This window comes from Rhodocyclaceae bacterium (assembly GCA_020248265.1).
In the GTDB taxonomy this organism is placed as follows: domain Bacteria; phylum Pseudomonadota; class Gammaproteobacteria; order Burkholderiales; family CAIKXV01; genus CAIKXV01.
Window position 1 is genome coordinate 62,916 of record JADCHX010000008.1, and the last position, 12,366, is coordinate 75,281.

Here is a 12,366-nt window from a genome sequence, read left to right on the forward strand (position 1 = left end):
GGGTGTACCGGGTGACGTGTGCTATTCGATCGCGAGCTTCGCGGCGGCGATCGCAGCCTGGAACCGTGTCCATTCCTCGCGGATCAGGCTCGCGAACTCCGCCGGCGTGCTGCTTGCGGGATCGGCGCCAGCGCGTACCAGCAAGTCCTGGGTCTCGGGCTGCTTCATTACGGCCGTAGCCAGGGCATGGAGCCGATCCACGATCGGCTGGGGCGTTCCGCGCGGCACCATCAGCCCGACCCAGCCGGTCGACTGGAAGCCTTGCATCGCCGACTCGGCGATCGTCGGAAGTTCCGGCAGCTGCGCGGTGCGCTTCGGTCCGGCTGTCGCCAGCGCACGTAGCTGGCCGGAGCGGATGAAGGGCAGCGTGGCGGCCAGTGGCGTCAGCGTGAACTGGGCTTCGTTGGCGACCACGGCAGTCACGGATGCACCGCCGCCCTTGTACGGCACATGGACTGCTTCGGTGCCGCTGGCGATCTGGAACCGTACGCCTGCCAGATGGCTCTGCGAGCCTGCACCCGCCGATGCCATGTTCAGCCGGCCGGGGGCTGCCTTCAGCAGGGCGATCAGGTCCTTCGGAGACTTCGCTGCGACCGACGGATGCACGACCAGGACATTCTGCGTGATCGCCAGCAACGATACCGGCACCACGTCCTTGAACGGATCGAAGGTCAGCTTCTTCTGCAGCAGCGGCGCGATGACCTGCGTGGCGGTCGCGGTACCGAGGATCGTATAGCCGTCCGGCACCGCCCGCGCAGCGATCTCCATGCCGACGATACCGCCTGCGCCAGGCCGATTGTCCACCACCACCTGCTGGCCCAGGAGATCCGCCAGGCGAAGTGCGAATACGCGGCTGATCGTGTCTGCCGACGAGCCCGCACCCTCCGGCACGATCATGCGCACCGGACGCTGGGGCCACCCCTGTGCGTCGGCCCCGGCCGGGCATGCCAGGGACGCGATCGCCGCGACGGCGGCCAGCCGAATGCGCCCGACGCGAATGCGCGCGCCGCTGCCCGATGCCTGTTCCATGCGATTGCGGCCCGGGCGGGCCGCGTTACTCCGCGACCAGCTTCGCCGCCTTCACGGCCGCACGGAAGCTCTCGTACTCCGATCGGATGAACTTGCCGAACTCCTCCGGCGTGCTGGTGACCGGGTCGGCACCGGCGCGCACGATCAGCTCGCGGGTATCGGCCTGCTTCATCACCTGCATCATCAGCGAATAGAGCCGTTCGTTCACCGCCTTGGGCGTGCCGCGCGGAGTCATCATGCCGACCCAGCCGGTCGACTGGAAGCCGGGTAGCGCCGCTTCGCCCAGTGTCGGCAGGTCGGGCAACTGGGTGCTGCGTGCAGCGCCGGCAGTGGCCAGTGCGCGCAACTGCCCGGAGCGGATGTGCGGGATGGTGGCCGCGATCGGCGTGAAGGTGAACTGCGATTCGTTGGCGATCACCGCTGCGACAGATGCGCCGCCCCCCTTGTAGGGTACGTGGGTCGCGTCGGTGCGCGCCGCCAGCATCAACTGCACGCCTGCAAGGTGGCTCTGCGCACCGGAGCCTGCCGAGGCCATGTTGTACTTGCCCGGGTTGGCCCTGAGCAGCGCGAGCAGTTCCTGCGCCGTCTTCGCCGGCATCGATGGATGCACGACCAGGACGTTCTGCGTCGTGCCGTACAGCATGATCGGCTCGAAATCCTTGAACACGTCGAACCCGAGCTTGCGGTGCAACTGGGGGGCGATCACGTGGTTCGCGGTCGAGGTCGCCATCAGCGTGTAGCCGTCCGGCACGGCGCGCGCGGTGATCTCCATGCCGATGATGCCGCCGGCGCCCGGGCGGTTGTCCACGACGAACTGCTGGCCGACCGCTTCGCCCAGTTTCATCGCCAGCACGCGGGCCAGCTGGTCGCTCGATGCACCTGGTCCGTTGGGTACGATCACCCGAACCGGACGCTGCGGCCAGTTGGATGCCTGGGACTGGGCCAGGGCTGGCGTGGCGGCTGAACCGATTGCGGTCAGCGCGGCGATGGCGCCGCTGGCGAGGATCGCCTTGCGGCGCTGGATACGCGGGGTGTACATCGTTGCTGCTCCTCCGATTGGCCTGGTGGGTATCCGTTCCGTGGAAAGACGTTCCGTGGAAAGACGCCTCGACAGGCAGGGCTGTCAGGTTGTGCGTGAAATTAGCACAACGCACAGACTTACGGCGCGGTAAACCTGCTTGCGGCCCCTCGCGTGACGGCACCCGTTGGCTGTCCGACCGACCTCGATACGGCAGCCCGGGGACTTTCCGCCGTTATCAGGCGGTGCCGATCGCGCGGGCGACCGCATCACCCATCGCCTGGGTGCTCGCGCTGCCCCCGAGATCCGGTGTGAGCTGTGCGGCCTCTGCGATGACTGCGGACATTGCCGCTTCGATCAATCCGGCCGCCCGGGCAGCCTTCGGCTCGCTGCGCTTGCCCGCGAGCCACTCGAACAGCAGCTTGCCCGACATGATCATCGCGTACGGGTTGGCGATGCCGCGGCCTGCGATATCCGGTGCCGAGCCATGTGTTGCCTGCGCCATCGCCAACGTCTCGCTTGCGTTCACGCCCGGCGCGAGGCCGAGGCCACCGACCAGCCCGGCCGCTTCGTCTGTCAGGATGTCGCCGTACAGGTTGGTGGTGACGATCGTGTCGTACTGCTGCGGCTTCATCACCAACCTCATCGCGAAGGTGTCGACGATGACTTCCTCGAACTCGACCTCCGGGAAGCGCGCCGCGACCTTCCGGCATTCGTCGGCGAACAGGCCGTCACCATAGCGGTACACGGTGTTCTTGTGCACCGCCGTCACCTTGCGCCGCGGGCGCCGGGCAGCGGCCTCGAACGCCGCCTCGGCGATCAGCCGGCTCTTGAGCTTCGTGGTGACGCAGATGCCGATCGCGCTGTCCTCTGTCGGCATGAACTCGCCGTAGCCCATGAACAGGTTGCCATCGACCTTGAAGCCCTCGGTGGTCTCGCGCAGGAACAGCAGGTCGATGTCCTTGTGCACCGAAGGCAGGTTCGGGTAGGAGCGGAACGGCTTGTAGTTGGCGAACAGCCCGAAGTGGGTGCGGAACAGCGGGTGCGGGTTGAGCCAGGTCGGGTCGCCCTTCGGGTACTCGCGGTGGCCGATCGGGCCCAGGACCCAGCCGTCGTAGGTGGCCAGCGTCTCGAGCGTACCCGGCGGGACGGTGTGCCCGGCGGCCGCATGCCCGGCGCGCGAGATCGGCATCGGCTTCCAGTCGATCTGCAGGTCGACTGCGGCCGCAGCCTCGCGCATCACCTTCACGCATTCGGGCACGACCTCGCGCCCGATATCGTCGCCTTCGAGTACTGCCAGTGTGAGCATCGTGCCTTCCGCTCGCTTCAATCGACCTTCACGCCCGCCTGACGGATCACCTTCGTCCAGCGTGCGATCTCGGACATCAGGTGCGCCTGCAGCTGCTCGGGCGTGCCGCCGATACCGTCGGCGCCGTCGCGGGCCAGCCGTTCCTTCACTTCGGGATGCTGCAGGGCCTTCACCACTTCCGCGTTCATCCGGTCGACCACCGTGCGCGGCGTGCCGGCCGGGCCGAGCAGATAGTACGAGGTGTAGACCTCGAACCCCGGCAGGCCGCTCTCGGCCATCGTCGGGATGTCCGGTGCGCCGGACGAGCGTTTCAGGCTGGTCACGGCGAGGCCGCGCAGCTTGCCGCTGCGCACGTGAGAGATCCCCGCCACCATCGTACCGGTGGCGGCGTCGACATGGCCGCCGATGAGGTCGGTCATCGCCGGCTGGATGCCCTTGTAGGGCACCGGCGTCCAGCGGAAGCCGGCCACGCTGGCGAACAGTTCGCCGGCGAGGTGACCGCCGCTGCCGGTGCCGGCGGTCGCATAGGTGATGCGGCCGGGCTGCTTCTTCGCGAAGGCGATGAACGCCTGCAGCGTCTTCGCCGGCAGTGACGGATGCACCATGACCATCAGCGGCTGCACCGCAACCTGCACGATCGGGGTGAAGTCCTTCAGCGTGTCGTAGGGCAGCTTGCCGTACAGCCCGGGGTTGATCACGTGACTGCCCCAGGCCATCAGCAGCGTGTAGCCGTCGGGCGTGGCGCGTGCGACCGCTTCGGTGCCCACGATCGCCGCCGATCCGGCGCGGTTCTCGACGACGATCTGCTGGCCGAGCGACTCGGTCATTCGCGTGGCGAGCACCCGGGTCAGCGTGTCGGCGGAGCCGCCCGGCGTCGTCGGGACAACGATGCGCACCGGCTTCGCCGGCCAGGCCTGCGCCCAGGCACTGCCCGCCGCAGCCACACAGGCGGCGGCAAGCGCGACAGTACTGTGCAACGCCCGCATGGAGCCGGTCGCCGCCACGCCGCTACTTGCCCTCATAGCCCGCGCCGCGCGCGAACCACGCCTTGGTCGCGACGATCTGCTCGCGTTCATCGAACGAGGCCATGTCATCGGCCATCGCCGATGCCTCGCCATGCGTCTTGAGCACCGCGAAGACGCGCTGCATGGCACGGATCGCCGCACGCTGCGCATCTGACGGGATGATCTCGATCTTGTAGCCCATGCGTTCCAGGTCGGGCGCCGACACCAGCGGCGTCTTGCCGCCGAAGAACATGTTGATCAGCAGCGGCTTGGAGAACAGCGTCGGGATCTGCTCGATCTGCTCGAGCGTGGTGGGTGCCTCGATGAACAGGACGTCGGCGCCGGCCTCGTCGTAGAGCTTCATCCGCTCGACTGCAGCATCGAAGCCCTCGACCGCGATCGCATCGGTGCGGGCGATGATCACGATGTCCGGGTCGGCATCCTTCGCCGCCTTGAGCACCGGCACGAAGTCCTTCGCCTTGACGATCGACTTGTCGTTCAGGTGCCCGCAGCGTTTCGGGAAGGTCTGGTCTTCCAGGTGTACGCCAGCCAGGCCGATGCGTGCGAACTGGCGGATTACCCGATAGGCGTTCAGCGCGTTGCCATAGCCGGTGTCGGCGTCGCCGATCACCGGGCAGTCGACCGCGTCGCAGATCTCGGACAGCCGCTGCACGATGTGCCCCGGGTCGATCAGGTTGATGTCGGGCACGCCCGTCGACCGGGCGATGCCGCCGCCGGTGGCATACAGCGCCTCGAAGCCGGCCATGCGGCCCAGCCGTGCCGACATGCCGTCATAGATGCCCGGTGCCACGATCATGCCGGGACGCGCGAGCATCTCGCGCAGCTTGGTTGCCTGACTCATCTGTAGTCCTCTGCCGTCGCCATCGCAATTGTCGCCGCCATTGCCCGGCGGCCGAGGCCCGAAGGATGCCCGACTCGCCCGGGGCCGTCGAGGGCCGTCGAGGGCCGTCGACGGTCGTCGACGGTCGTGTCAATCGATGCGGATGTTCGCTTCGCGGATCACCTTGCCCCAGCGGGCCATGTCCTCGACCACGGTCTTCTGCATCTGTTCCGGCGTGCTGGTCTCGACCTCCAGGCCGCTGTCGGCCAGCCGCTTGCGCAGGTCGGGTTCGACCAGCACCCGGTTCAGCGTCTGGTTGAGCCAGGTCACCATCGTGCGCGGCAGCGAGGCCGGCCCGAAGATGCCGTACCAGGTGTCGTAGTCGTACTTCGGCACGCCGGACTCGGCGATGGTCGGGATCTCGGGAAACGCGGGCGAACGCTTCACGCCCGACATGCCGAGCGCGCGCAGCTTGCCGGCCCGGATGTGCCCGGATGCCGCTGGCAGCGTCGCGATCATCATCTGGACCTGGCCACCGATCGTGTCGGCGAGCGCCGGGCCGGCGCCCTTGTACGGCACGTGCAGCATCTTCACGCCGGTCTGCAGCATGAACAACTCTACGGCGAGGTGGGCGGAGCTGCCCATGCCGCCGGACCCGAACGGGATGTTGCCGCCCTTCTTCGCGAGCGCCACGAACTCGTTCACCGTCTTCGCCGGCACGGCGGTGTTCACCACCAGCACGTTCGGCGTGATCCCCACCTGGCCGATCGCCGCGAAGGCCTTCGCCGTGTCGAACGGCAGCTTCGGATACAGCGTTGCGTTGAAGGTCATGCCCTGGTGGTTCATCTTCAGCGTGTAGCCATCGCCAGCGGAGCGCGCGACGATCTCGGCGGCGATCGTGCCGCCGGCACCACCGCGGTTGTCGACCACCAGCTGCTGGCCGAGCTCGTCGCTCAGGCGCTGCGACACCAGCCGGGCAACGAGGTCGGTGGTGCCTCCGGGGGCGAACGGAACGAGGAATCGGATCGGCTTCAGCGGGTAGCCACCCGGGCCCTTGCCCTGCGCGAACGCCGGCATGGCGCCAAGTGCGAACGTGCAGGCGGCGGCCAGGCCTGCGGCGGACAGTGCTCGTGACATTTCCATTCCTCCAGGGCGCCGGCCGTCCCTGTCCGGCATCGGCTCGTGACCGGCCGGGATGCGCACTCTGCGATGCGCTGCCCAACCGTGATCGGGCCGGGGATTATGCCATCGTGCATCGACCGGTCAACGACCGGCGCTTCGCGTACGGCCCACGCTATTCCGCCTTGATGCCGGTGTCGCGGATCAGCCGTCGCCACCGGGCCACGTCCTCGACGAAGAACTTCTGCGATGCCTCGGGTGTCTCGCTCCCCGGCTCGATGCCGCCGTCGGAAAGCCGGGCGATCACCGCAGGTTCCATGAGCACGCGGTTCACCGCTGCGTTCAGCCACTGCACCATCGGCCGCGGCAGCGCGGACAGTGCGAACATGCCGTACCAGGTCTCGTAGAGATAGCCGCGCACGCCCGCTTCCGCGAGCGTCGGGATGTCGGGTGCGACCCGCGAGCGCCGTGCGCTGCCGACGCCATAGGCGCGCAGCTTGCCCGACCGGATGTAGGGCAGCGCGCTGGGCAGCGATGCGAGCAGGAACTGTACATGGCCGGACACGGTATCGGTCAGTGCCGGTCCGGCGCTCTTGTAGGGCACGTGAAGCCCGCTGGTGCCGGACAGGTGGAAGAACAGTTCCATGCCCATGTGGGTCGCGCTGCCGATGCCGCCAGAGCCGAAGCTCAGCTGCTTCGACTTCATCAGCGTCACCAGCTCGGGCAACGTCTTCGCCGGTACCGACGGATGCGCGACCAGGATGTTCGGCGCGACGCCGATCCATGCGAACGTATTGAATTCGCGCGCGAGGTCGCCGCCGGACTTCTCGTTCAGTACCGCCGCGATCACGATCGCCTGGTTGCTGAGCAGAAGCGTGTAGCCATCGGCCGGCGCGCGCAGCGCCATGTCGCGCGCGATCAGGCCGGCCGCTCCGCCCCGGTTGTCGATCACCACCGGCTGGCCGATCTCGTCGCCGAGCCGGGGAGCAATCAGCCGTGCGACCATGTCCGTGGTGCCGCCAGGTACGTTCGGAACCAGCAGTCGGACCGGACGGATCGGGTAGCCGCCGGGACCCTTGCCGGTTGCCTGGGCGAAGACGGCCACCGGGGCCGACAGCAGCGCGAGGGTGGCAGCTGCCGCGAGCATGCCGGTGCAAATGCCACACGGCGTCTGGAACCGGAACATGTGCAGGTTTCCTCCTGGGTGCCGCTCGAACGGCGGTGCTACACGACGATACCCCTTTCGTGCCGACTGTCCACTCGACGATGCCGACCTGGCAGGGCCTTGCCTCGGGTCACGTGCTGCGCGGACAATCGAGCCACTCGGCCAACAGGCAGGAACCCGTCAGCCATGGCTCTGATTTTCGAAGCGGTGCACTTCGACATCATCGCGCCCGACCATCCGCACGTGGCACGCGGTGACGGCGCGCACATCATCATCAACCCCAGGCAGGCAGTCGAGGACCGCACGCACCTCAACCGCGAGCAGGCGATCGAGCTGGTGAAGCTCACGATGGTCGCGGGCGAGGCAATGAAGACGGTACTCACGCGCCACGGAATCGACATCGGGCGCATCAACTACCAGGACAACGGCAACTGGCGCCATGAGCTGCATGTGCACCTGTACGGCCGTGCCCGCGGTGCGAGGCGCCAGCCGTGGGGACACTTCCTGTCGTTTCCGCCGACGCGCGAGGCCTTCATGGCCGAGATGGGCGATCTCGAGCCGTTGCGCGCGGAGGACATCGCCGCGCTCAGGGCGGAGATCGGTCGCCTGCTGGCAACGGAGAAGTATCGGGCTTTCCAGGCGTAGCCCGGTGGCCTATTCGGCCTTCGCCCCCGAACTCCTCACCACGGCTCCCCACTTCTTTATCTCCAGCGGCATCAGCCGGGTCAGTTCATCGGGTGTGCCCGCGACCACGTCGACGCCCATCTCGGACAGCCTCCTGGTGACGTCGGGAATACGCAGCGCCCTGGCGAAACCGTCATGGAGCCTCAGGGCGACGTCGCGCGGGATGCCGGCCGGCCCCATCAGTGCGTACCAGCCGCTCGACTCGAACCCGGGGACGGTCTCCGCCACCGCCGGGACGTCGGGCAGGGAACCGGCGCGCTTGAAGCCGGAAGTACCGATCGCGCGCAGGCGTCCGTTCTGGATGAACGGCATCGCGGCGAGCACCGTGTTGAACTGGAACTGTACATGGCCGGCCACGGTGTCGTTCAGCGCCTGGCCTGCGCCCTTGTAGGCGACGTTGACGATGTCGATCTTCGCCATCGACCTCAGCATCTCTACCGCAAGATAGGCCGAGTTGCCGCCGGAGGTACCGGCGGTCAGGGCCCCCGGCCGGGCCCGGGCGAGCGCGATGAACTGCTTCACGCTGGTCACCGGCAGCGACGGATGCACCACCAGCACGTTCTGCGTCAGCGCGAGCTGGCTGATCATGGTGAAGTCGTTGATCGGATCGAACGGCAGCTTCGGCAGCAGCGTCGGGTTGATCGCGTGCGGGGTGCTCGCGATCAGCACCGTGTAGCCATCCGCGGGCGACCGGGCGACGAACTCGGTGCCGATGTTGGTGAAGGCGCCGCCGCGGTTCTCGACGACGACGCTCTGGCCGAAGATCTCGGTCAGTCGCGGGCTCAGCAGGCGCGCCAGGATGTCGGTGCCACCGCCGGGTACCGCCGGCACCACGATCCGGATGGGTTTCGCGGGGAAGCCTGTCTGCGCGACGGCGGTCTGTGCTGCGATCAGCCCCGGCAACGCTGAGCCGAGCAGCAGGCCGGCGAAAACCTGGCGCGCGCACTGGCGTCGGCTGGATGTGCGAACAGCGGTGCGGAGGCCCGGCTTCTTCATGAACCACTCCAGACGTTGACCAATGCGCACCGACGATGCTGTGGCCGCGCGGGGATCATATCCCGGTCGCCTTGAATTCTCCGTGACAGCGACCGACTGCGCCGATGCTGCGCGGTGCAGTCAGGCCATCCCCACCGGCTCAGGCAACGGCTCCTGCCAGTCCCCGGGGCGGCTCATCGCCATGTCCGTCAGTTGCCGTTGCAGTACCGTGCGGTCGGGATTGCCGAACAGGTTGTCCATCTCGTGCGGATCGTTCGCCAGGTCGTACAGCTCGCCGGCGCCGGAGCCGAGCTCCAGCGTGAGCTTGGCGGTCTTCGTGCGCACGCAGCGCAGGTCGAGTGCGAGCCCGGTGCGCGACGGGTGCAGCTTCCATTCGTTGTAGGCGAAGTCGCGGCTGCCTGTGCCGTCGATCAGCGGGCGCAGGCTGTGCCCCTGCAGTTCGCGGCCGGCGTCGATGCTGCAGTAGTCGTAGAGCGTGGCTGCGGTGTCGAGCGTCGAGACCGGGTCGTCGACGACCTTGCCCATCGGGATACCCGGGCCGCGGGCGATGTAGCCCACGCGCAGCAGCCCCTCGTACATCATCGGGCCCTTGAGGATCAGGCCGTGGTCGCCGAGCCAGTCGCCGTGGTCGGTGGTGTAGATCACCAGCGTGTTCTCGGCGAGGCCCATGTCGTGCAGCGCGATCATCATCCGGCCGACGTTGTGGTCGATCAGCGAGATCATGCTGTAGTAGTTCGCGATCATGTGCCGGAGCTGCTCGTCGGTTTGCGCCGGTACGCGCGAGCCCTTCGCGCGGTGGGCCAGCATGTCCGGGCGCGTGAGCTGCGGCTGGCCTTCGAGGCTGGCCTTGTGCCACCACGGGCGGCGCTCGAGGTCGCGCGTGCGATGAAAGGGCAGGTCGACCTCGTCCGGATGGTGCATCCGGCTCCAGGGCTCGGGCGCATCGAACGGATGGTGCGGGTCGGGGAACGAGGCCCAGCAGACGAAGGGCTTGTCCTTGTTCTCGCGCATGAATTCGATCGTGCGGTCGCCGACCCAGGTCGAGTTGTGGAAGGCGGGCGGCAGTGCCGAATGCCAGGTCTGCGCGGCGCCGACATCCGGTGCAAGGTGGGTTTCGTAGAGCGTGTTCTTCCAGTCGCCCAGGCCGTCGCCGTAGTACCAGCGCTCGTAGGCCATGCCTCCGGGCGGCTTCTGCGGCAGGGTGCGGTTGTGTCCCTCGACCACGAGTTCCACATGCTCGAAGCCCATGTAGGGACCGACCCAGCCAGGCGGGTAATCCTTCATGCTGAACTCGCACTCGGGCGTGCCGGTCGGCTCGAAGGTGTGCTTGGTCGAGAAGTGCGCCTTGCCGATGAATCCGGTCGAGTAGCCCGCCTGCGCGAAGCGCCCGCCGAAGCCGGCTGCGCCGATCGCCGGATCGAGGTCCACCCCGTTGTCCCAGACCCGATGGTTCATCGGCAGCAGGCCGGTGAGGATCGATGCGCGCGACGGCTGGCAGACGTTGCTCGGCGTGATGCAGGTCGAGAAGCGGGTGCCCTGGCGCGCGAGCAGGTCGAGGTGGGGCGTCTTGACCTTCCGTCCCTCGAAGCCGAAGCAGTCACCGCGCTGCTGGTCGGAGGTGATGAACAGCACGTTCAGCGGACGTGCATCGGTATTGCGGGGCGGGGTGGCGGCCATCGTGATGTCTTTCGCGGCGCGGTCTCAGCTGCGGGTGACGAAGGTGCCCACTGGTGCGGCCTTGTGTGCTTCGGCCAGGTAGTTCATCGCGGCGGTCACGCCGCCCTTGTCGTGAGGGATGCCGGCGAGTTCCAGCCCCATGCCGACACCGGCGAGCGTGCCGACCAGCGTCAGGTCGTTGAAGTCGCCGAGGTGGCCGATGCGGAACACCTTGCCCGTGACCTTGCCCAGGCCGCTGCCAAGCGACATGTCGAAGTGCTGCAGCACCACCTTGCGGAAGGCGGCTTCGTCGCAGCCCTCGGGCATGCGCACGGCGGTAAGCACCGGCGAGTGCTCGTCCTCGTTCAGGCACTGGATCTCGAGGCCCCAGGCGCGCACCGCGCGGCGGGTGGCTTCGGCATGCCGCTGGTGGCGGGCGAACACGTTGTCGAGCCCTTCTTCGTGCATCATCGCGATCGCTTCGCGCAGCCCGTACATCAGGTTGGTCGACGGCGTGTACGGGAAGAAGCCGTTGCGGTTCGGTCCGAGCATCTCCTGCCAGCTCCAGAACGACTTCGGCAGCTTCGAGGCCTTCGCTGCTTCGAGCGCCTTCGGCGACACGGCATTGAACGACAGCCCGGGCGGCAGCATCATGCCCTTCTGCGAGCCCGCGACGGTGACGTCCACGCCCCATTCGTCGTGGCGGTAGTCGATCGAACCGAGCCCCGAGATGGTGTCGACCATCAGCAGCGCCGGATGGCCGGCGCGGTCGATCGCCTTGCGCACCTGGTCGATATGCGAGGTGACGCCGGTCGAGGTCTCGTTGTGCACCACGCAGACCGCCTTGATCTCGTGCTTCCGGTCGGACGCGAGGCGTGCCTCGATCGCCGCCGCGTCGGCACCGCGGCGCCAGGAGTCGTCGCCCACCGCCAGGAATTCCGGCACCAGCCCCAGCCGTTCGGCGATGGCTTTCCACAATGACGCGAAATGGCCGGTCTCGTACATCAGCACCTTGTCGCCAGGCGACAGCGTGTTCACCAGCGCGGCCTCCCAGCCGCCCGTGCCCGAGGCCGGGAACATGATCACTGGGTGCTCGGTACGGAAGATGGTCTTCAGCCCGGCCAGCACGGCGAGCCCCAGTTGCTGGAACTCCGGCCCGCGGTGGTCGATCGTCGGCCGGTCGATCGCGCGCAGGACGCGGTCGGGTACGTTCGACGGCCCCGGGATCTGCAGGAAGTGGCGGCCGGCGGGGGTGGGCATCGAACTCTCCTCGAACGAACTACGGAATGGGAACACGGACAGTAGGCAAGATTGTATGCAAAGTCAACCCAGAGCCCGCTTCAGACACCGATTTCCAGAGGCCGGCCGGAAGCTGGGGTCAGACCCCGGGGTCAGACCCCGGGGTCTGACCCCAGCTTCTGATCCAAGCACGGGGGGTTCGCGCTTGGTTCCGAAGCTCGGTAGACCGCGGGATCGGTAGGCCCTGGGGTCAGACCCCAGGGTCAGCCCCCAGCTATCCGCCGGGGGAATGTGTGTCTGACCCGG

11 protein-coding genes are annotated in these 12,366 nt (G+C 67.7%); 1 reads left to right on the top strand and 10 read right to left on the bottom strand.

Annotated features, from left to right (window positions below; translation table 11 throughout):
- Positions 1-21 precede the first annotated feature (21 nt).
- From ING98_08790 to ING98_08820, 7 genes are all read right to left on the bottom strand, one after another.
- Entirely contained in the window at positions 22-1,029 is a 1,008-nt protein-coding gene (locus ING98_08790) for a tripartite tricarboxylate transporter substrate binding protein (GenBank protein ID MCA3101956.1), read from the bottom strand.
- A gap of 25 nt (positions 1,030-1,054) precedes the next feature.
- Complete coding sequence (locus ING98_08795) at positions 1,055-2,068, bottom strand: tripartite tricarboxylate transporter substrate binding protein (protein ID MCA3101957.1); 1,014 nt, start codon at positions 2,066-2,068, stop codon at positions 1,055-1,057.
- Positions 2,069-2,285: 217 nt separating this feature from the next.
- A complete protein-coding gene (locus ING98_08800) occupies positions 2,286-3,356 on the bottom strand; it encodes an isocitrate/isopropylmalate dehydrogenase family protein (protein MCA3101958.1) in 1,071 nt (356 codons plus the stop codon).
- A gap of 17 nt (positions 3,357-3,373) precedes the next feature.
- On the bottom strand, positions 3,374-4,333 hold the full coding sequence (locus ING98_08805) for a tripartite tricarboxylate transporter substrate binding protein (GenBank protein MCA3101959.1): 960 nt from the start codon (positions 4,331-4,333) through the stop codon (positions 3,374-3,376).
- Between the two features lie 31 nt (positions 4,334-4,364).
- Positions 4,365-5,222 carry an oxaloacetate decarboxylase gene (locus ING98_08810; protein MCA3101960.1) on the bottom strand — a complete coding sequence of 286 codons (858 nt, stop codon included), beginning with the start codon at positions 5,220-5,222 and terminating at the stop codon, positions 4,365-4,367.
- A 129-nt stretch (positions 5,223-5,351) separates the two neighbouring features.
- Positions 5,352-6,338, bottom strand: coding sequence for a tripartite tricarboxylate transporter substrate binding protein (locus tag ING98_08815; GenBank protein MCA3101961.1), 987 nt, complete (start codon positions 6,336-6,338; stop codon positions 5,352-5,354).
- 157 nt (positions 6,339-6,495) lie between these two features.
- Positions 6,496-7,506, bottom strand: a complete 1,011-nt coding sequence (locus tag ING98_08820) for a tripartite tricarboxylate transporter substrate binding protein (protein MCA3101962.1) — start codon at positions 7,504-7,506, stop codon at positions 6,496-6,498.
- Positions 7,507-7,671: 165 nt separating this feature from the next.
- On the opposite strand from ING98_08820, the gene ING98_08825 reads away from it, so the two are divergent.
- Complete coding sequence (locus ING98_08825) at positions 7,672-8,130, top strand: hypothetical protein (GenBank protein MCA3101963.1); 459 nt, start codon at positions 7,672-7,674, stop codon at positions 8,128-8,130.
- A 9-nt stretch (positions 8,131-8,139) separates the two neighbouring features.
- On the opposite strand, the gene ING98_08830 is transcribed toward ING98_08825, so the two are convergent.
- The 3 genes from ING98_08830 to ING98_08840 all read right to left on the bottom strand — a co-directional run bounded on the left by ING98_08830 (position 8,140) and on the right by ING98_08840 (position 12,081).
- Complete coding sequence (locus ING98_08830) at positions 8,140-9,165, bottom strand: tripartite tricarboxylate transporter substrate binding protein (protein ID MCA3101964.1); 1,026 nt, start codon at positions 9,163-9,165, stop codon at positions 8,140-8,142.
- A gap of 120 nt (positions 9,166-9,285) precedes the next feature.
- Complete coding sequence (locus ING98_08835) at positions 9,286-10,842, bottom strand: sulfatase-like hydrolase/transferase (protein MCA3101965.1); 1,557 nt, start codon at positions 10,840-10,842, stop codon at positions 9,286-9,288.
- A 24-nt stretch (positions 10,843-10,866) separates the two neighbouring features.
- Positions 10,867-12,081, bottom strand: a complete 1,215-nt coding sequence (locus tag ING98_08840; protein ID MCA3101966.1) for an aminotransferase class V-fold PLP-dependent enzyme — start codon at positions 12,079-12,081, stop codon at positions 10,867-10,869.
- Between the last annotated feature and the right edge of the window lie 285 nt (positions 12,082-12,366).